This window comes from Marinobacter sp. SS21, from assembly GCF_028369065.1.
Classification (GTDB): Bacteria; Pseudomonadota; Gammaproteobacteria; order Pseudomonadales; family Oleiphilaceae; genus Marinobacter.
Genome location: NZ_JAQNDA010000003.1, coordinates 83,165 through 103,421, shown reverse-complemented (window position 1 = coordinate 103,421; position 20,257 = coordinate 83,165). Strand labels below are relative to the sequence as shown.

Genomic DNA, 20,257 nt, shown 5'->3' with positions numbered 1-20,257 from the left:
CGGGGACCTTCAAGCGCTGTAAGTATTGGGCAAATCTATCATTATATGCAGCATTGCCAAAAGAAGATGGGTGCATATCGTTATGCCCTGAAACTGCCCGGTGCATTCGGCGGCGGTTTTTTCTATCATACGACCAGCCAGTAAGGCGTGATATCGCCATTTAATCATTTGGCCTTTTGACCAATCGGCCTTTTATCAATGGAAGCCTGGGAAAACGGTAGATCCGGCCTAGCCTTGCAAGGTCGGTTCGGCGTTGTTTAAGGGCTTCCAAGACCTAGGAGAAAACTGTGGAACTCGCTTGCCTTGACCTGGAAGGGGTACTGATCCCGGAAATTTGGATTGCGTTCGCCGAAAAAACCGGCATTGAGGAGCTCAAGGCAACCACCCGGGATATTCCAGATTACGACGTTCTGATGAAGCAGCGCCTGCGCTTGCTGGACGAGCACGGCTACGGCTTGCCGGCGATTCAGGAAGTCATTGGTGAGCTTGAGCCGCTCGAAGGCGCGCGGGAGTTTCTCGACTGGCTGCGGGAGCGTTTTCAGGTCGTTATCCTGTCTGACACCTTTTACGAATTCGCCATGCCGTTGATGGCCAAATTGGGCCATCCGGCGCTGCTTTGCCACAAACTGGAAGTGAACGACGAGGGCCGCATCACCAATTACCTGCTTCGCCAGCGGGATCCCAAGCGCCAGTCGGTTCGAGCCTTCCAACTGCTGAACTACCGGGTCATTGCCGCCGGTGATTCATACAACGACACCACCATGTTGACCCAGGCGGAAGAGGGTATTCTGTTCCATGCCCCGCAAAACGTGATCGACGAATTCCCGCAGTTCCCGGCGGTGCACGATTACGAGAGTCTGAAGGAAACATTCCTGCGCTTGAGCAACCGCGTCAGCTGATCGCCGCGGCGTCCACGTCCGAATGACGGGCGTGGGCGATTCGTCTCAGGCCTGACCGAACCGCCGCTCCAGCGCCTTCATCATGGGACCGATCTTGTCCAGGGTTTCCTGGTATTCCGAGCCCGGATCCGAGTCCGCCACGATCCCCCCACCACCGTGGCAGTAGAGATACTCCCCGTCTCCATACAGCGTGCGGATCGCTATGTTGCTGTACAAATCGCCAGCGCTGGTTAGGTAAAACGCCGAACCGCAGTAGGGGCCACGCTCGGTCAGTTCCAGTTCCGCAATAATCTCCATGGCCCGAATCTTGGGTGCACCCGTGATCGAGCCGCCAGGAAAGGCCTGGCACAGCGCCGCCAGTGGCTGATGGCCTGGGGCCAATCGTCCGGACACGGTGCTCACCAGGTGGTGGACGTTGCGGTAGCTTTCCAGAGCCATCAACTTGTCGGCCCGAATGCTGCCGGGTACGCAGAATCGGCCCAAGTCATTGCGCAACAGGTCGACGATCATCACGTTTTCAGCCCGGTCCTTCAGGCTGTTGCTGAGTTCCGCTGCCAGCCGGCGGTCTTCCTCGTCGGAGCTGCCCCGGGGACGAGTGCCTTTGATGGGCTGGGTCACGACCTGGTCGCCATTGATTTCAAGAAAACTCTCCGGTGAGATCGACAGCACCGGACCGGGACCCACGGTCAGATAGGCCGCATGACCCGTTGGAAACTGGCTTATCAGGTGGCTGTACGCTTGCCAAAGAGGGCCTGAGTAGGCACTGCGAAAACGCTGGGACAGATTGACTTGATAGCAGTCGCCGCTGCGAATGTAGTCAAGAATGCGGTTGACGTTGCGCTCGAACCGGGCTTGCTGTTCGTCGGCGTGAAACGATCCGAGGGCGAGGGGCCTTTGCTCGGGTGTGACTGGCGCGGCCGTTTCCTCGAGTAACTGCGTCAGGGTATCGACCACCTCGATTTTACAGCCTTCCGCCAGGTGAAGCTCGAATGCCCACCCTGAGCCGGCAATCGGCTGCAACCACCAGAGATAGAGGCCGGCTGCAATCACCACCCGCCCGGATTCCGGCGCGAGTTTCCGCAGCGCCGGTTCCAGCAGAGAGCCCGCCTCGTAATCGAACATGCCTGCCAATCTGGCATTCCCGGGCAGCGTCTCGCTGGCCCGCTGCAGTGCCACCAGCTGTTCGGTGTTGTCGGAATGGATCAGAAACCGCTCCGTCGGCCTGGCCGCAAGCCAGGGCGGGCGGGCGGGGTCGAAATCCGGCGCGAACGGATTACCAAAACAAACGAAGCCGGACCAGCAGGAGAGCGCAGTGAGAAAACGATCACGGTGTTGCTGAGACTCAGCGTGCAGGATGTAAAAGTGATTGGACATTACTTGCTCAAGTTGATGGACCACGCGGTTGTTGCCGCTGCAAGCTCGCTATTATCGCAAAGTTTTGAGTTGGTTGAACGTGGTAGCGAGGTGTGTCGATTTCTATGTCGCACATTCACGCGATACCCAAAGCTAAATCAGGAGGCCTTGTGAATAAGACCGGTATTTTTTCCGCCCTGGCGATGACCTGTGTCCTGGGGGTTGGTTCGGCAGGTGCTGCCGCATCCGAAACGGCCAGGCAGCAGCCAACCGCGGCCCAGATCCAGCAAGAGGTGGATCAGAACCTGCAGTTTCTCGGTGGTCATACGCTCAAGAAGGCCAAGGCGCTGCTTGAATATTACGGAGATTTCGCGCCTTTCGGAGCCGCGCTGATGCCCAGCGGCGACGTCAAGTTTGTCTGGGCCATCAGGCCCGGGGAAGACACCGCCGGAATCAATCCGGCGCTGGTGCTCGAATCCGTCAGAACGGCGTTGCAGGCCCAGGCTGCCAATGGCCGCATTCTGGGTTCGGCGGTGATCTACAAGTACCTGCCCACCGGCAGCGGGCAGTCGGCGGAGCCCCAGGTCAACATCGAACTGGAATACCTCAACGGCGAGGCTCGGGTTCTGGCTACTAAATATCAGAAATCCGACGATGGCTATGCCTATGGCGATGCCGTCCGCGGCGAATTCGAATCCATCGTGTTCGCCTCCCAGCCATCATCTCCGGCCGCCGCAACGGGGACTTCCCAGGGAGGGTGAACGGGTTCTGTTACAAAGGGTGAATGGGTTCTCAGAAGTGTGTAATGGGGTGTAAGTGGATCGTTAAATATTGTGCGCCGTATCTCAGAAACCCGTCTCTTGCTCTGCAAAACTGGCCTTGCGGTTATGGAATGAACCGCGACAAAAAAATAATAGATAAATAGATCCTTAGATAAGGAGAACAAAATGAAAGGCCTGAAAAAACTTGCTCTGGCAACTGCGGTTGCTGCTGTACCCTTCGCCGCCCAGGCGGAACTGAAAGCCATGGACGACGCCACCATGGGCGCGGTGACCGGTCAGTCCGGTATCACCATTGAACTCGAAGCCAACGTCAGCGTCGGTGAAATCGCTTACCAGGACGACGGCTTCCTGGCGATCAACGATGTCACCATCGGTGGTGCGGCCAACCCGCTGACCGGTGCTGGCGGCACGGCCGGCGCGTTGGACGACATTAAACTGTTCATTGACGTGGCCGGTGCTGGCGGTATTGGCGACACTGGTGCCCAGGCTGTGGGTAACACCTACCTGGTGGGTGCCAGCGCTGCAGGCAACGTGACCTGGAACAACACCGAGACCCAAGCGGACGGTTCCGCCAGCTACGAAGCCTCTATGCCTGAGATCCAGGACGGTGACCTGGTGATCGGCATTCGTTCTGTTTCCGGCCTGCCGGTGGACTTTGGTATGAGCGTAGGCTCGGTGAGCCTGGCCAAGAGCACCGCCACTGTCGGTGCCCTGGATGCCGAGCGCCGTGCCAACGGTGGGACCAGCACCACGCTGGTATCTGATCTGAACATGAGCGGCCTGCTGGGCCCGATCGACATCGTGATCCAGGAAGATACCGATGTGATGAACATCAACGCCTACTTCAATGCTCAGGGTACCCTGAACGCTGATTTCGTTGGCACCTACATGGACTTCGAACTGCACAACCGTCGCGGCGCCGACACCAACGGACTGGTCATCACCGACGCTTCAGGCAACACTCTGACCGACACCAGCTTCGCCCACGCTCAGGTTGATGTGGGCAAGGCCACCAATGCTGCTGGCAGCGATGCCCTGGCGTTCAACGTCAACAACTTCTCCGGAGATCTGGATCTGACCAACATCCGTATGGGCAGCTCTGCCGCACCGTCTATCGGGGATGTGTACATGACTGATATCGCCATCGACGCTCAGATGACTGTCTACGGTCACTAAGCCAAGCGACATCGGTTGCTGAAAAGGCCATCCCTCGGGGTGGCCTTTTTTTGTTGAAATTCCGATGGATGAAGGGCTCCCTCCTGAGGGAGCTTCTTGGCTAGCGCCGATAGCCCAGCATGATCGGTAAGAGCTGCACGAATTAATCGAATGGAAAGATTGGGAAATTTGGAAAGTTTGGGGAATTTTGGGAGTTTTGGAAATTTGGGAGTTTTGGAAATTTGGAAAGTGCCGAGGCAACAGGCTGCAGCCTATTGATCCGGCACTTGAATGGACAGATCGAATCCCCCGCCAGGCCGGGGCGTCAGAGTTATGGGGCCTTCGTTGATGCCTTGGGGCAGAGTGATCTGGTCGATACCCGGCGGATTGCCGATGGACAGGTTCAGGTTCTGGCCGTCAAAACTCAAACCTAACTGGTCGTTCAGGAAGGTCTGGTTGAAGGGCCCGTCCGGAATCTCCAGTTGCTCGCCGAAAATGATCGGGGGTTGGTTGGGAATGAAAAACTCGGGAGGCTGAGCAAGGGCGATCTCATCCTGAGGCACCAGCAATGCCCGTCGCAGGAATTCGGCCTCGGCCTGCTGTAATGCATCGTCCTGGGTAAGGCCCTGGTAATGCTGGGCGGCGTCCCGGTAGGCCTGTTCCTCCGCTTCAGTCAACACCGGTTCCCCCGGTGAAATGGTCAGGGACTGCAAAATTCGACGCCGGTCGGCCTCGGGCTTCTGCTGCTGGCGCGGTACCACGATAACGGCAGAGTCCTTGACGTAGGTTTCCACCATCTCATCGGAAGTCAGGGTTTGTACACCGGCCCAGGCGGGCACGGACATAACTGCGCCGGTGATTGCGGTGAGCAGCGGTAGGTGACGTGTCATGGCCAGCCTCTAGTAATTAGGCAAGGAATGGGGGCTTCTGAAAATACTCCTGTCAGAGGCGTTCCTGTGGAGTCGTGTAAAAACTGAAAGGAATACGGAGTACTTACACGGGCTCCTAAGGTAAAGTATTTGGTTTGAGCGCCAGCATTTCAAGCGGAGAATCCAGGGTTTGTGAACGGATTCGGTGAATCGCGGTCCTGTTAGGGAGCCTCTGATTAACTCCGGATCTCCTCTGGCATTCAGAGCCATTCACAATCAAGGCGCGACTTTTTAGTTATGTCTGGACTTGGCAGTAATGTCTGGACCTTGCAAAAAGGCGCAACGCCGAGTGTGGATGGCTCTGAACGCCCCGCAGGGCGCGTTCTGAAGGCTGCACCTGCGGCGTTGCGGCTCTTGCCAAGGCCAAGTTTTTTATCAAAACAGGGCCATTGGCTGCGAACCGCGTCTTGCATCTACAGCCTTCAGATCGCGCAGAGGCGATTCGGAGTTAATCAGAGGCTCCTTAGCCATGGCGCATTCAAATCGCAGCAATGAGGTGGGAATACCAGTGCAGTGGATCGGACAGAGATGGCGGGGCTGGGTGGACCGAAGGATCCCAAGGTCGGATGCGCAACAGTTCATGCAACGTAATATTTTTATCCTCCCTACCGCCATGGGGCTGGTGTTTGGCTTGTTGTTGGTGGTCATGCTGCTCACCGGGATCAATTACCAAAACAGCCTCATTTACCTGATGACCTTTTTGCTCGGCGTGGTGTTCGTGGCAGCCATGCACCAGACCCACAAAAACCTGTCTGGCCTCAAGCTGACGCTGGTTCAAGTGGGGGACGGCCACGTCGGCGAGCGCATACCGTTTGTGTTTCGCGGCGCGGCGGATGCGTCGGATGCGATTGCCATCAGGCTCAGTCTGCCGGAGAGCGGTGCCACCCTTTCCCATGTGCTGGCTCACGAAACGGCCGACCTGGTGTTGATGACAAAGGGCGAACGCCGTGGCTATTTATTACCGGAGCGGGTTCGGGTTGAAACCCGGTTTCCGTTCGGTTTATTGAAAGCCTGGTCCTGGATACGCCCCGTCAGTGCCGCCATTGTCTACCCAAAACCGATTACACCGCCAGAGGGGCATTGGCTCACTGCCGATGACGCCGAGTCTTCGGATGCGTCGGTTTCGGTGGCGGGGCAGGATCAGGCTGAGTTTCGGCCCTGGCGGCAGGGCGATTTGAGCCAACGGGTTCAGTGGAAGCGCTATGCCCGAAGCGGTGAGATGGTGATTGCCGACTGGGAAGGGGAGCAGGGCAGTCCGAGCTGGCTGGACTTTGAGGCCTTCCCCGGCGTCGACCTGGAACTTCGCTTGAGTTACCTCGTTGCCCAGGTAATGGAGCGATCCAAGGCTCAGGATTCGTTTGGATTACGCTTGCCTGGAATCAGGATTGAGCCCGATTGCGGGCCGGCCCACACTGCCAGCTGTCTCCGTGAATTGGCGGTGTTCGGGTTGCCGACGACGCAATGGATGGGATCCAAATCAAGAGATAACGCCTTATGAGCCGTTTACTCCGCAGACTCCATGGCAATGGCTCGGATACCGACGGTGCCTTAGCCGTGCCCGGTCGGGCGCTGCTTTGGCTCATCGGCGCATTCTGGGTATTGCTGCTGCCGCAATGGGATCGGTTGCCTGTCTGGTTGCTGACCACCTGTGTCTTGCTGGCGGGGTGGCGCTGGTTGTCGCAGCTGGGGCGCATCCGGCTGCCCGGGCGGGTGGTCCGCACCTTGATTATGGTGGCGCTCATTGCCACCTATCTGGTGACCGTTAACGGACACTTCACGGTGGATACCGCTGCCTCGTTCTTTGTGATTGCGGTTGCCCTGAAGTGGCTGGAAACCCGCTCCGAGCGCGACTACTACGTGTTGTTCTTTATTCTCACCTACCTGGCGACGGTCAATTTTCTGTTCGAGCAGGGTATTTTCTGGACGCTACTCAATCTCGCCGGTGTGTTGATGTTGCTGATTGGCTTACAGGTCCTTAACGCGCCTGAGTTACCCCATGCCTTCGCCCTGGGCTGGCGCCGACTGGGGGGAATGTTCCTGAAGAGCCTGCCCATTGTGGTTCTGCTGTTCCTGTTTTTCCCCAGATTGGAGCCGCTGTGGAGTGTGCCGCTGGTGTCCGGGGCGGCCAAGACCGGGATTTCGGATTCCATGGCGCCGGGCGATATTTCCAGCCTGGCGCAAAGCAGCGAGCGGGCCTTCCGGGTCAGCTTCGGTGGCGGGATACCGGCGAGCGCGGATCGCTATTGGCGGGGGCTGATTCTGGACCGATTCGAGGGCGAGCGATGGAGTCAGCACCAGCGCACTCCGGTGCGCCCGCCGGGCCGGGTGTTGTCTGATGGCGGGGTCGGGGAGCTTCAGCCTGGTGAATACGATGTCCTGTTGGACCCGACCGGCCAACGGTGGGCCTTTGCCCTCGATAACTCGACCGCCGTATCCGATAATGTGGAGGCCGCTGACTGGGGGCTGTTTCATTTTCGACGGCCGGCGGATACACCGGTTCGCTATCGGCTGGCCCGAACTAGCGCTGTGCCCAACGTATCGGCCTTGAGTGAAACGATGGAGCGCCGGTTTTTGCAGCTTCCGCCGACCGGTAACCCGCGTGCCCGAGCCCTGGCCCGGGAACTGCAGCGGCAGTCTGCCTCCTCCGGCGAGCTGGTTGAAACGTTATTGGCCCGCTTTCGGGATAATCCCTATTATTACACCCTGCGTCCGCCGGTCATGCCAGAGAATGGTGTGGATACCCTGTTGTTTGATGCCATGCGCGGTTTTTGTGCCCACTACGCCGGGGCAACGACATTTGTGTTGCGAGCTGCGGGTGTTCCGGCGCGGGTGGTGGTCGGGTACCAGGGGGGAGAGCTCGGTGCGGGTGGCGACTACCTGATCGTCCGCCAGTATGATGCCCATGCCTGGGTGGAAGCCTGGTTGCCCGAGACCGGCTGGACCCGCATCGACCCAACCGCGGCGATTGCCCCAAGCCGTATTCAGTCAGGGTTGCGGGAGGCCGTGGCCGAGGAAGGCTCGTTTCTCGAAAACAATTGGGCCTCGCCGCAGCGCTATGGCAATTTGGCGCTGCTCCAGTGGGCGTCGCTGCAACTGGACAAGGTCAACTATCAGTGGCAACGATGGGTGGTTGGTTATCAGGGCCAGTCTCAGATGGACCTGATGTCTCGATTGCCCGGCAATATAGGGTTGAAAGACCTGGGCTACATCACTGCTGGGCTGGTCGCGGTGGTGTTGTTGGTCATTGGCCTGGTCGCGGCCTGGCGTCAACGCTCGCTGCTGGCGCAGGACTCGGTGATGCGCCTGCTGGTCCGTTGGCGGCGGGAACTTGGCCGTGCAGGCATCCCCCTCGAGGAGGGCCAGACACCACTGCAGATTGCCGAACGGGTCGCCCACCACGCTCCGCAGGCCGGTGCGCTGGCGCGCTCCTTTGCCCAGACCTTAAACAACCATTACTATGGCGGCCTCAGTCCCGACAAACCAGGCCGCAGACGGCAGACGTTGATGCGCCTGAGAAGGCTGTTGGTATCCCACAAAAAGGCCCTGAAACATCCGGGCTCAACGAAAACGCAAGGTTAGTCCAGTGCACCCAACCGTTCAGTCCATGCCATGGCTTGCAGACGCCTGGCGCTTAGTTGAAGGCAGTATGCGGGCAGGGCGCCTGACTCACGCGTTACTGATTGGTGGTGACCGCGGCGTCGGTAAACAGGTGCTTGCCGAGTCTCTGGCACACCTGTTGGTGTGCGAACAGGTTGCCGCAGCGGTCAACGTTGGAGATAACGGTGGCGAGATGGGGCTAGCCCCCTGCGGGCAATGTAAACAATGCGAACTGGTGGCGGCCGAGTCCCACCCCGATATTCGTCGCTATGCTCCGGAAAAATCACGCTTAATCAAAGTGGACCAGATTCGGGCCTTGTCGGTGTTCGCTGTGTCGTCACCGCAGGTCGCTCGGCGCAAGGTGATACTGGTCGACCGGGCGGACCAGTTGAACCTCAATGCGGCCAATGCGTTGTTGAAGACCCTGGAGGAACCGTCAGACGATGTGGTGCTGTTGCTGCTGCAGGAGAGCGGTCGACCGATCTTGCCGACATTGAGATCCCGTTGTCAGTGTGTGACGATTGCTACACCAGCGAGCCAGGTCGGGCTCGATTGGCTCGAACTCCAGCCCAGAGGCGATACCCACCAGGAAGCTCCGTCCCGTGATCAGCACCTGCGAGCGTTAACCCTGGCGGGCTCAGCGCCCAGGCTCGCATTGGAATATCTCAACGGCGAATTTCTCGGCCAACGCCAGGACGCGCTGGACGCCTTCCGTCGTTTCATGAAAAACGAGCTGTCGCTTGCCGAGGCGGCAAAATCCTTCAAGACCCTTGGCCTGGAGGGCACTCTCTGGCTGATGGAGAACTGGGCAGCTGACCTGGCCAGGCTGGGCGCCGGGGGGCGCGCGAGTGATCCCGATAGCGCGGATATGCTCAGATACCTGGCAACGTCGAACCCACCATGGCGAGTGCATGGCCTGTTGCAGCAGTTGCAGGAGGCTCGCGCCGCAGGTATCTATAATGTCAACCCGGAGCTGGAAGCGGAACGGCTGCTGATGGCCTGGCAGGACTTTATGCCGAGCCGAAGGCGCCGGGCCCCCTAGATCGATCGGCTTCGCGGCCTGCGGGTAAGTTTGATAAATGCCTGCTATGATAGCGAAATACAATAAGTTTTAGACCCTTTTGGGCGTGTGTTTTGAGGATTATGTTATGGGGCCAGGATTTGGTGCACGCAGTGGTATTTTGACGCTGACGATCAAGGACAAGGCGGTGCTGTACGCAGCGTACATGCCCTATATCCGCCAGGGTGGACTGTTTATTCCCACCCAAAAACAGTATCAGCTTGGCGACGAAGTTTTCCTGCTGCTTAACCTGATGGACGAACCCGAGAAAATCCCCGTTGCTGGCAAAGTGGTCTGGATTACTCCCAAGGGGGCACAGGGGAATCGAGCCGCGGGCATTGGCGTCCAATTTAACGGTGACGACGAGACCGCCCGAACCAAGATCGAATCTTATCTGGCCGGCGCCTTAAGCTCCGATCGGCCCACCCACACCATGTAGTGGGGGCGATTGGCGCTCGGGTAATGCAGTTCCGCAGGATCTCTGTAATGAACGACAAAACGGTAATGGCACCTTTGGCTGATCATGGCTCCGCATACCGGGAAATTCGCTGGCCCCTGAAACACTTGGTACTGGCGGGCTTGCACTGGCCAGGGAAACAAGTCGGCAGCGACCGGCCCCCGGTGGTGATGCTACATGGTTGGCTGGATAACAGTCTCAGCTTCGTGAAGCTGGCGCCGGTGGTGGCAGAGCATGCGGAAACGTATGCGCTTGACCTTCCGGGGCATGGCCATTCCGATCATCGTGCTGCCAGCCAATCCTATCTGCTGGTGGACTACGTGGCCGACCTGGCGGAGTTGCTGGAAACCCATTTCGATAAACCGGTGGATTTGGTGGCTCATTCGCTGGGAGGGGTGATCGCCATGCTGTTTGCCGCAACCTTTCCCGAGCGGGTGCGGAAGTTGGTGGTGATCGACAGTTTTGGTCCCCTGAGTCGAGAGCCGGCCGAACTGATTCCCCAGTTGCGCCGTGCCATTGGCAAACGCCATCGCGGTTCCGGCGCCAGTACCGTGTATGGTTCGCTGGAAGAGGCCGCCAAGATCCGAGCTGGCGGTCTTAGTCCGTTGTCCCATGAGGCTGCCCATGCCCTGGTCCCTCGTAATCTGCAGTCGGTGGACGGTGGTTTCCGCTGGCGCACTGACGCCCGGTTGCGACACCCCTCCATGATGATGTTCGACGAGGCGCAGGTGCTGGCGATCCTGGGCAATATCACTACCGACACACTGCTGATCCGGGCAGAGAAAGGCCTGGTCGCCTCAAGCGAGCGCTATCAGGCGCGTATTGATGCAACTCCCCGTGTCACAACGGTAACCGTTCCCGGCGGCCACCATTGCCACCTGGACGGCGACATCGAGCCGGTGGCGTGCGCAACGATGGAGTTCCTTGACGAAACATGATTAGACGGCGTCATTTCACACTGTTTCTGTTGATTGGCTGGGTTGTCGGCACCACGACGGTGGACGCGGCGACGCTGATTGAACCCTTTCCCCTGGCGTCACCGGAGACCGAGACCCGCATCCAGTCCCAGGCTCACCGGGTGTTGCTCAGCCCGGTCCGCGAGGTCAACGACGAGATTCGCTCAGAGTCGGTGGCTCGGGTGCCGGTGTCTGGTCTGGGCCTGCTGCTCAAGATCGACATCGATTCCAACAGGCGGGAAGCACGGGAATACTATCGCTCAGCATTGGCCGCCCTTGGCGCGAACATCCTGTTCGAATGCAGTGGACGGGCCTGCGGCCGAAGTAATGTCTGGGCCAACCAGATCTTTGGACAGGCGATTCTCTATGGACGTGACGCCAATCAGGATTATCTCGCCGCAGTGGTGCAGCAGGGCGAAACCAACTACCTGATCCTGGTGTATACAGTGACTCGCGGTAACTATCGGGAATACGCTTGGACCGAACAGCTCGAGCTGGGCGCCAATGCCGTCGTGCCGGGCCTGGGCGGGGCTAACGGACGGGTGCGTGGGCCGCTGATTGTGCCCTGGACCGGTGGTTTCACCTACCGCTTTGAGTGGGATGCAACGGACCGGCGCAGGCTCAATGAATGGGCCGCCTCAAGCGGGGCCGACGTGGTGATTATCAGCCACTCGACGATTAAATCGGATGAATCGCTGGCGGAGTCCATGCAACGGGCCACCAACGCCGCCGAAGCCATGTCCGCCTTGTTGCAGAAGAGCGGCATCAGTCTTGAACAACAGCGACAAGTCATTGCCGGACCGACGATTCCTTCCGATGATCCGGCCCGAGCCGGTGACCGTGTGGAACTTGTGGTTATTGCCGCGCCCTAGGGAGGTGGTCGACATCGTGGTAAATGATTTGGAACAGGGGCAGCCAGAAGCGTTGGAGCAGGACGGTGTAGGCGAAGACCGCCCGGAGCCGTCAGCGGATGAGCCAAGCGCTTGCAGCTCCACAACACCGCCCAAGAGGACGGTCGCGCTGACCCTGGGTAGCGGCGGCGCCCGGGGGTACGCTCATATAGGCGCCATCGAAGTCCTGGTTGAGCGGGGCTACGAGATCATCGCGATCTCCGGCTGTTCCATGGGCGCTCTGATCGGTGGCATGTATGCCGCCGGCAAGATGAAGGACTACAAGGACTGGGTCACCGGCCTTGGCCAGTTCGATGTCTTGAAACTGCTCGATGTAACCTTCAATTCGGTGGGGGCGATTCGTGGCGAGAAGGTGTTCTCGGTGGTCCGGGATCTGTTGCAGGACACCCGCATCGAATCACTGCCCATCGCTTACACCGCGGTAGCGACTGACCTGCTGGCGCACAAGGAAATCTGGTTTCAGGAAGGTCCGTTGGATCAGGCGATCCGGGCTTCTATTGCCATCCCCAGTGTGATTACGCCGTTGATCCATAACGGCCGGGTGCTGGTCGACGGCGCCTTGCTTAATCCCTTGCCCATTATCCCCACCATTTCATCCCACGCGGATTTGGTTTTCGCGGTCAATCTCAGCGGCGAGGACGATCGGCCGCCACGAGTCGCGGATGCCGGATTTCAGGAACAGCCGGAAGATCAATCGGACGTCGAGGAATGGGTGCAAAAAGTGCGGGACAAGGCATCCCGTCTCTTCGACTGGGATGCACTGAAAGCCTTTACCGGCAGGCGTGATCCGGAGAACGCTTTGGACGACGACCCAGAAGCGAAGATCAGTCGGGAGCTGGAGCGGCAGGAGTCTTCTGCCAAGCGGGAAAGCAGGAAAACGCTGGACGAAACCGGCGCCATCGACTGGGACAAGTTAGGCATTGGCAAGTTCGATATCATGAACCTGACGATCGAAACCATGCAAAGCGCCTTGGTGCAGTACAAAATTGCCGGCTATCCTCCGGATTTGCTGATCAATATTCCGAAGAACGCCTGTCGCACCTACGATTACCACAAAGCGCCGGAACTGATTCAGCTGGGCCGGGAGCGGATGACCCAGGCGTTGGATCGGTTCGAGCAGCATCATATGAGTTCGGGGCCACTGTCCATCTGACGCTGTCTGCCTGCGCCTCGTCCGAGTTGGGGCTGCGAACCGGAGCGCAAAGGGCGTATAATCCGGTTTCGATACACATCCTGGCGGCACTGGCGGTCGCCAGGGCATCCGAAGAAGGAACCGTCTCGCCGTGACCCAACCCATAGATGATCTGCACACCGTGCGCGATTACCTGCGCTACGTTTCATCGCAATTTGCAGCGTCGCCCCTGTTTTTCGGCCATGGCAGTGACAACGTCTGGGACGAGGCGGTTCAACTGGTGATGCGAAGCCTGCACCTGCCGTTGGAGAACAACACGCTGTTTCTCGATGCCCGCCTCACCCGGCAGGAGCGGCAATTGATTCTGGAGCGAGCGCACCGGCGCGTCGATGAACGGATACCCCTGGCCTACATGTTGGGCGAAGCCTGGTTCATGGGGATGCCGTTTTATGTGGATGAACGGGTGCTGGTCCCCCGGTCACCCATTGCTGAGCTGCTTCAGTCCGGTTTACAGCCCTGGCTGGGGGATAAGCCGGTAGGGCGGATACTGGACCTTTGCACCGGCAGCGGTTGCATCGGTATCGCGGCTGCTACGGTGTTTGAGGAGGCTGAGGTGGAGCTGTCCGACATCTCCGCGGACGCATTGGTCGTCGCCGCTCGTAACATCGACTTCCATGAGGTGGGCGACCGGGTCCAGGCGATACAGTCAGACCTCTTCGAGAATCTGCATGGCCGCTATGATGTCATCCTCAGCAATCCACCCTATGTCGATGCCGAGGATCTGGCCGCCATGCCGGAAGAATTTCACCATGAGCCGGAGTTGGGGCTGGCAGCCGGCGTCGATGGTCTCGATATCGCCCACCGGATACTGGTCCAGGCCGCCGATTATCTGACTCCGGGTGGCTTGCTGATCGTGGAAGTAGGCAACAGTTGGGTGGCGCTGGACGCCGCCTACCCGGATCTGCCGTTGACCTGGCTGGATTTCGAGCAGGGCGGAGATGGCGTGTTCGTATTAACTGCGGAAGAGTTGTCCGCCTGGCGCGCCCGCAATAGTTAATCAGAGGCTCCTTAAGGTCAGTTATTCAATAACCTATATAAGATTCTGAATTATGTCTGGAAATACCTTTGGAAAACTCTTTACGGTAACCACCTTTGGCGAAAGCCACGGCCTCGCTCTTGGTTGCATCGTCGACGGTTGCCCGCCGGGAATAGATCTGAACGAGGCGGACCTGCAACAGGATCTCGACCGTCGCAAACCGGGCACATCCCGCCATACCACCCAACGCCGGGAGCCGGACCAGGTACGAATTCTGTCTGGTGTTTTCGAGGGCAAGACCACTGGCACGCCCATTGGCCTGTTGATTGAAAACACCGATCAGCGTTCCAAGGATTACTCCAAGATCGCCAATCAGTTCCGTCCGGCCCATGCCGATTACACCTACACCCACAAGTATGGGATCAGGGATTATCGTGGTGGTGGTCGTTCCTCGGCGCGGGAAACCGCGATGCGTGTGGCGGCAGGTGCGGTCGCCAGGAAGTTCCTGGAACAGCGCCTGGGTATCCGCATCCGTGGCTACTTGTCTCAGCTTGGTCCGATCTCGGTGGACAAGCTGGACTGGGACCAGGTGTATCAGAACCCCTTCTTCTGTCCGGATGCCGATAAGGTGCCCGAGCTGGAACAGTACATGGATGCCCTGCGTAAAGAGGGCAATTCCATTGGAGCCCGCATCAACGTGGTGGCGGAGGGTGTTCCTCCGGGGCTGGGCGAGCCGATTTTCGACCGCCTCGACGCCGATCTGGCGCATGCCCTGATGAGCATCAACGCGGTCAAGGGTGTGGAAATCGGCGCCGGTTTTGGCTGTGTCACCCAAAAGGGCACAGAGCATCGGGATGAGCTGACGCCCGATGGCTTTACCTCCAACCACGCCGGCGGCGTACTGGGGGGAATTTCATCCGGCCAGCCGATTCTCGCCAGCATCGCCCTGAAGCCGACGTCCAGTCTCCGGCTGCCAGGCCGCAGCATCGATCTGGAGGGCAACCCGGTGGAGGTGATCACCACAGGTCGCCACGATCCCTGCGTTGGTATTCGGGCTACCCCGATCGCCGAAGCCATGATGGCCATTGTACTGATGGACCATTACCTGCGGCACCGGGCACAGAATGCCGATGTCACGGTGACCACTCCGGACATCGAGAAGCGCTGAGGAAGGGCTTATTTACTGGCGACTGTCCAACCTCTATTTCTGGTTCTTCGCACTACTCGGTGCCTTGCTGCCTTACTGGTCCCTCTATCTCGAAGATAGGGGGTACAGTTATCTCCAGATTGCTACCCTGATGGCAACCATCCAGCTGACCAAAATCATCGCGCCCAGTGTCTGGGGCTGGCTCGGTGATCGCAGTGGCCAACGCGTAAGGCTGGTGCGGATCGGTGCCCTGGCAGGCGCCGGTTGTTTTCTGGGGGTATTTCTGGAACCCGGATTCGCCGGCTTAATGCTGGTCATGCTGGCGTTTACCTTCTTCTGGAACGCCATCCTGCCGCTGTATGAAGTCATCACGCTGCGGGGGCTGGGTGCAGACCGGGCGCGCTATGGCCGGGTGCGGCTGTGGGGCTCGGTGGGTTTTATCGGCACCGTGGCCGGTGTTGGGGCCATTCTGGAAATCGTTCCGGTCAGACTGTTGCCCTGGATTGTACTGCCGGTGTTCGCAGGCATTGTCGTTTCCGCCTTCATCCTACCGACCGAGCCGGGCGCGCGGAAGGGGCAGGAGGACACCCGGGGACTGCTCGCCATCATGGCGTCGACGTCTGTGCTGGCGTTTTTCCTGATGAACTTCCTGCTACAGGTGTCCCACGGCGCCTACTACACGTTTTTCAGTATCCACTTGGAGCACTATGGCTACGGTAAGCTGGCCATTGGCCTGCTGTGGTCGCTGGGTGTTCTGGCGGAGATCGTTGTGTTCCTGGTCATGCACCGGCTCCTCAGTCGCTTTTCGCTACGCCGGATCGCACTCGCCGCCCTGGCGTTAACCCTGCTGCGCTGGATACTTATTGCCGAGACCACCGGTGTGTTGGCCGTGCTGATCTTCGCGCAACTGCTCCATGCCGCCTCCTATGGGGCGTTGCATGCGCTTTCTGTGCAGTTCATCCACGGCTATTTCGGTAAGGGCCATCATGGTCAGGGTCAGGCCCTGTACAGCGGGCTGAGTTTCGGTGCGGGCGGAGCGGTCGGGGCGTGGCTGTCCGGCTTTCTGGTTGAGGGCTACGGTACCGAGTTGGCGTTTTGGGGCAGCGCCACAGCCACGGCGGTGGCGCTGATCCTGACCTGGCGGTGGTTGCGGCCGCCTCCAGAGGGCAGTTAACTCAGCCAGGCTGGTCCTGGTTTTCAGCCTCTTCGGTTTCTTCGAGGCTCAAACTGAAACCACCACCATTGGAGCCGGTGCTGCTGCCTGGATCATTGCCGTGTAGCTTGATTTTGAGGCGCAGGTTGTTAGCTGAATCGGCGTTTTTGAGGGCCTCGTCTTCGGTGATCTTGCCATCTTTCCAAAGGTTGAACAGCGCCAGGTCGAACGTCTGCATACCGATGTTGGTGGACTTCTCCATGATCTCCTTGATGCCGTCAATCTCGCCCCTCAGGATCAGTTCACTGATGGTTGGCGTACCCAGTAGGATCTCAATGGCAGCGCAGCGCTTGCCGTCGACCGTTGGGATCAGACGCTGGGAGACGAAAGAGCGGAGGTTCATCGCCAGGTCCATCAGCAGCTGAGGTCGACGTTCCTCGGGGAAGAAGTTAATGATGCGGTCCAGGGCCTGGTTGGCGTTATTGGCATGCAGTGTGGAGATGCACAGGTGACCGGTTTCGGCAAAGGCGAGGGCATGCTCCATGGTTTCCCTGTCCCGGATCTCACCGATTAGAATGACGTCCGGCGCCTGTCGCAGGGTATTTTTCAGGGCCTTGTGGAAGCTTCGGGTATCCACGCCCACTTCCCGCTGGTTAACGATGCTCTTTTTGTGTCGGTGAATGTATTCCACCGGATCCTCAATGGTGATGATGTGGCCGCTGGAATTGGCGTTGCGATGGTCAATTAGCGCCGCCAGCGATGTTGACTTGCCGGAACCAGTGGCACCGACGAACAGCACCAGGCCGCGTTTCGACATGACCACGTCTTTGAGAATGGTTGGCAGACCCAGTTTGTCGGCATTCGGGATCTCGGTAACGATGTTTCGGGCGACGATGGAAATTTCATTGCGCTGGCGGAAGATGTTGATCCGGAACCGGCCTACTTTGGGAATGCTGTAGGCCAGGTTCATTTCCAGCTCCTGCTCGAATTCCTCAACCTGTTCCGCATCCATGACGGCGTAGGCGATTTTCTTGATCTCGCCCGGCGGCAAGGGGGTGCGATCGATGGGTTTCAACGTACCCTGGAATTTGGCGCAGGGCGGAGCCCCGGTGCTCAGGTAGAGGTCAGAGCCATCTTTCATGGCCAGGATCTTTAGGTAGTCGTCGAAACCCATGTGATCTCCTGTCGTTATTGGTTATTTCGGGGTAGCCAGTCTAGCGGGATTCACTGGGGGATTTCCGTCTGTTTTCTGTGACTTTTCTTGACCTTCTCTTACGATCGCCTGTAACGCCGAGGCGGCCGCGCTGAGCTTTCGCCCCTGAAGGCCAACGGCGCCCAATACCCGTGTCACCAACTGGGGAATGGCCAGTTGGGTGATGGAGGCGTCAACCATGCTTAAAGGTAGAACACTCCAGCCAAGCCCGACACTGGTCATCATCTTGATGGTTTCGAGATAGTTGGTGGGCATCTGGGGCGTCAGCGGAAGGCTGTGTTCCAGGAACAAACGGCTGACCACGCGGTAGGTGGCGGTGGAGGTATCCGGCAGTAGCGCGGGGAACTGGCTGAGATCCGCCAGGGTTGGGGAGGGCAGTGAGGCCAGGGGATGATCGGGGCCGGCGACGAACACCATGGAGTCCTGCCATTGCTCGTACACCGTGAAATGGCTGCCCATACTGTCGCTCAAGGTGACAAAGGCCAGTTCAGCATTGCGTTTGCGCATCTGGGCGTAGGCGCTTTCCGACTCCATGAACTGCAGGTTCAGGCGAACCTGGGGGTATTCCCGGCTAAATCGTCGCAGCCAGGCGGGCAGGTGGTGCAGGCCAATGTGGTGACTGGCGATGATATCGAGTTCGCCGCCGATGTCTCCGTCCGTTGCACGCAGCGCCACTTTCATGTTGTGGAACTCATCCAGGATCCTGCGGGCGTGGGGGAGCAGCCTGGCGCCAGCGTCGGTCAAGTGCAGGTGACGCTGACTGCGGTCGATGAGCGGATGGCCGAGTTGGCCCTCCAGCGCGGCGAGCCGTTTGCTGATCGCGGGTTGGGTGATGTGCAGTGCCTCCGCCGCCTCTGAGAAGGAGCCAAGATCGACAATCGTCACGAACGCTTTAAGGCTGTTGCTGTCCATTTGTTACTGACCGATGCCTTTATTCCAGCTAGGAATCCAATATATAAAAAACATGAATTGAGGTTATTCGATCCTAGGGTATACCATATTGCTCATAATGACACCGAGAGAGCTAAGGAGCCTCCCATGGCGGGTAAAACCTTATACGACAAATTGTGGGACGATCATCTCGTCAAGCAGCGCGACGATGGTTCTGCGCTGATCTATATCGACCGTCAACTGTTGCACGAAGTGACGTCACCCCAGGCCTTCGAGGGTCTTCGTCTGGCCGGGCGCAAGCCCTGGCGTCTCGACGCCAACCTGGCGACGCCGGATCACAACGTGCCGACCACCGATCGTGACAAGGGTATCGACGGAATCGTCGATCCGGTTTCCCGCACCCAGGTGGAAACGCTGGATCGCAACTGTGACGAATTCGGGATACTTGAGTTCAAGATCAAGGACCATCGTCAGGGCATCGTTCATGTCATCGGGCCCGAACAGGGCGCGACATTGCCCGGTATGACCATCGTCTGTGGCGATTCCCATACCTCCACCCACGGCGCGTTCGGAACCCTGGCCCACGGCATCGGAACCTCCGAGGTTGAGCATGTACTCGCCACCCAGTGCCTGGTCCAGAAAAAAATGAAGAACATGCTGGTGCGGGTCAATGGCAAGCTCGGGCCCGGCGTAACGGGTAAAGACGTGGTACTGGCGATCATCGGCAAGATCGGTACTGCCGGCGGCACCGGCTATGCCATTGAGTTTGGTGGCGACGTAATTCGGGATCTGTCCATGGAAGGTCGAATGACCATCTGTAACATGGCCATCGAGGCAGGTGCCCGAGTGGGCATGGTGGCGGTGGATGACACCACCATCGACTACGTCAAGGGCCGGCCCTTCTCTCCGAAGGGGGATCAGTGGCAGGCCGCGGTCGCCTATTGGCGTACCCTGCACAGCGATGTCGATGCGGTCTTCGACAAGGTGGTGGAACTGGATGGCGCTGACATCAAGCCGCAAGTCACCTGGGGCACGTCGCCAGAGATGGTGACCGGCGTCGATGGCAATGTGCCCGATCCGGTCGCCGAAGCCGATCCAATCAAGCGGGAAGGCATTGTTCGGGCGCTGAAGTACATGGGCCTGGAAGCCAATATGCCGATCACGGCCATTCAGCTGGATCGGGTCTTTATCGGCTCCTGTACCAATTCCCGCATCGAGGACCTCCGGGAAGCGGCTGCGGTGGTCAAGGGGCGGAAAGTGGCTGCAAGCCTTAAGCAGGCCATGGTCGTACCAGGTTCCGGTTTGGTTAAGGCACAGGCTGAGCAGGAAGGACTCGACAAGATCTTCGTTGAGGCGGGGCTGGAATGGCGCGATCCGGGCTGCTCCATGTGCCTGGCGATGAATGCTGACAAGCTCGGTCAGGGCGAGCACTGTGCGTCTACCTCCAACCGTAACTTCGAGGGACGTCAGGGTTTTGGCGGGCGTACGCATCTGGTGAGTCCGGCCATGGCCGCTGCCGCCGCGATTGCCGGCCATTTTATCGACGTTCGCGAACTGACCCACTGATCCACAAGGAGACAAGTCCC

The 20,257-nt window shown here is 58.9% G+C and carries 18 protein-coding genes; 14 read left to right on the top strand and 4 right to left on the bottom strand.

Annotation, left to right across the window (positions count from 1 at the left end):
* Positions 1–287: 287 nt before the first annotated feature.
* Complete coding sequence (gene thrH / locus N6L25_RS04935; RefSeq protein ID WP_271978505.1) at positions 288–899, top strand: bifunctional phosphoserine phosphatase/homoserine phosphotransferase ThrH; 612 nt, start codon at positions 288–290, stop codon at positions 897–899.
* Positions 900–944: 45 nt separating this feature from the next.
* Here the strand turns inward: thrH and N6L25_RS04930 are convergent, their stop codons facing one another.
* Positions 945–2,273: an anthranilate synthase component I family protein gene (locus tag N6L25_RS04930; RefSeq protein WP_271978503.1), complete on the bottom strand. Its 1,329-nt coding sequence runs from the start codon at positions 2,271–2,273 to the stop codon at positions 945–947.
* A 149-nt stretch (positions 2,274–2,422) separates the two neighbouring features.
* Between N6L25_RS04930 and N6L25_RS04925 the strand changes: the two genes are divergently transcribed.
* Both N6L25_RS04925 and N6L25_RS04920 read left to right on the top strand, forming a co-directional pair.
* The gene (locus N6L25_RS04925) at positions 2,423–3,013 is read left to right on the top strand and encodes a hypothetical protein (protein ID WP_271978501.1); all 591 of its coding nucleotides are present in this window, start codon (positions 2,423–2,425) and stop codon (positions 3,011–3,013) included.
* A 186-nt stretch (positions 3,014–3,199) separates the two neighbouring features.
* On the top strand, positions 3,200–4,210 hold the full coding sequence (locus N6L25_RS04920; RefSeq protein WP_271978498.1) for a DUF6160 family protein: 1,011 nt from the start codon (positions 3,200–3,202) through the stop codon (positions 4,208–4,210).
* Between the two features lie 251 nt (positions 4,211–4,461).
* Here the strand turns inward: N6L25_RS04920 and N6L25_RS04915 are convergent, their stop codons facing one another.
* Positions 4,462–5,079, bottom strand: a complete 618-nt coding sequence (locus tag N6L25_RS04915) for a hypothetical protein (protein WP_271978496.1) — start codon at positions 5,077–5,079, stop codon at positions 4,462–4,464.
* Positions 5,080–5,698: 619 nt separating this feature from the next.
* Between N6L25_RS04915 and N6L25_RS04910 the strand changes: the two genes are divergently transcribed.
* The 10 genes from N6L25_RS04910 (at position 5,699) to N6L25_RS04865 (ending at position 16,588) form a co-directional block, all read left to right on the top strand.
* Positions 5,699–6,616 (top strand): DUF58 domain-containing protein, encoded by a 918-nt coding sequence (locus tag N6L25_RS04910; protein WP_271978494.1) that lies wholly within the window; start codon positions 5,699–5,701, stop codon positions 6,614–6,616.
* Positions 6,613–8,697, top strand: coding sequence for a transglutaminase TgpA family protein (locus tag N6L25_RS04905; protein ID WP_271978491.1), 2,085 nt, complete (start codon positions 6,613–6,615; stop codon positions 8,695–8,697). The genes N6L25_RS04910 and N6L25_RS04905 overlap by 4 nt, the downstream gene beginning before the upstream one ends.
* A 25-nt stretch (positions 8,698–8,722) precedes the next feature.
* The gene (locus N6L25_RS04900; protein WP_271978946.1) at positions 8,723–9,757 is read left to right on the top strand and encodes a DNA polymerase III subunit delta' C-terminal domain-containing protein; all 1,035 of its coding nucleotides are present in this window, start codon (positions 8,723–8,725) and stop codon (positions 9,755–9,757) included.
* A 106-nt stretch (positions 9,758–9,863) separates the two neighbouring features.
* Entirely contained in the window at positions 9,864–10,214 is a 351-nt protein-coding gene (locus N6L25_RS04895; protein ID WP_271978489.1) for a PilZ domain-containing protein, read from the top strand.
* 47 nt (positions 10,215–10,261) lie between these two features.
* Complete coding sequence (locus N6L25_RS04890) at positions 10,262–11,170, top strand: alpha/beta fold hydrolase (RefSeq protein WP_271978487.1); 909 nt, start codon at positions 10,262–10,264, stop codon at positions 11,168–11,170.
* Positions 11,167–12,060, top strand: a complete 894-nt coding sequence (locus N6L25_RS04885) for a DUF4892 domain-containing protein (protein ID WP_271978485.1) — start codon at positions 11,167–11,169, stop codon at positions 12,058–12,060. The genes N6L25_RS04890 and N6L25_RS04885 overlap by 4 nt, the downstream gene beginning before the upstream one ends.
* A gap of 148 nt (positions 12,061–12,208) precedes the next feature.
* Positions 12,209–13,252, top strand: a complete 1,044-nt coding sequence (locus N6L25_RS04880; RefSeq protein ID WP_271978944.1) for a patatin-like phospholipase family protein — start codon at positions 12,209–12,211, stop codon at positions 13,250–13,252.
* Between the two features lie 130 nt (positions 13,253–13,382).
* The gene (prmB, locus tag N6L25_RS04875) at positions 13,383–14,288 is read left to right on the top strand and encodes a 50S ribosomal protein L3 N(5)-glutamine methyltransferase (RefSeq protein WP_271978484.1); all 906 of its coding nucleotides are present in this window, start codon (positions 13,383–13,385) and stop codon (positions 14,286–14,288) included.
* 52 nt (positions 14,289–14,340) lie between these two features.
* On the top strand, positions 14,341–15,435 hold the full coding sequence (gene aroC / locus N6L25_RS04870) for a chorismate synthase (protein WP_271978482.1): 1,095 nt from the start codon (positions 14,341–14,343) through the stop codon (positions 15,433–15,435).
* A gap of 64 nt (positions 15,436–15,499) precedes the next feature.
* On the top strand, positions 15,500–16,588 hold the full coding sequence (locus N6L25_RS04865; protein ID WP_271978480.1) for an MFS transporter: 1,089 nt from the start codon (positions 15,500–15,502) through the stop codon (positions 16,586–16,588).
* Position 16,589: 1 nt separating this feature from the next.
* Here N6L25_RS04865 and N6L25_RS04860 read toward each other — a convergent pair whose 3' ends face one another.
* Entirely contained in the window at positions 16,590–17,741 is a 1,152-nt protein-coding gene (locus N6L25_RS04860; protein WP_271978478.1) for a PilT/PilU family type 4a pilus ATPase, read from the bottom strand.
* A gap of 21 nt (positions 17,742–17,762) precedes the next feature.
* Complete coding sequence (locus tag N6L25_RS04855) at positions 17,763–18,692, bottom strand: LysR family transcriptional regulator (RefSeq protein ID WP_271978476.1); 930 nt, start codon at positions 18,690–18,692, stop codon at positions 17,763–17,765.
* A gap of 126 nt (positions 18,693–18,818) precedes the next feature.
* Between N6L25_RS04855 and leuC the strand changes: the two genes are divergently transcribed.
* Positions 18,819–20,237 (top strand): 3-isopropylmalate dehydratase large subunit, encoded by a 1,419-nt coding sequence (gene leuC, locus N6L25_RS04850; RefSeq protein WP_271978474.1) that lies wholly within the window; start codon positions 18,819–18,821, stop codon positions 20,235–20,237.
* Positions 20,238–20,257 lie beyond the last annotated feature (20 nt).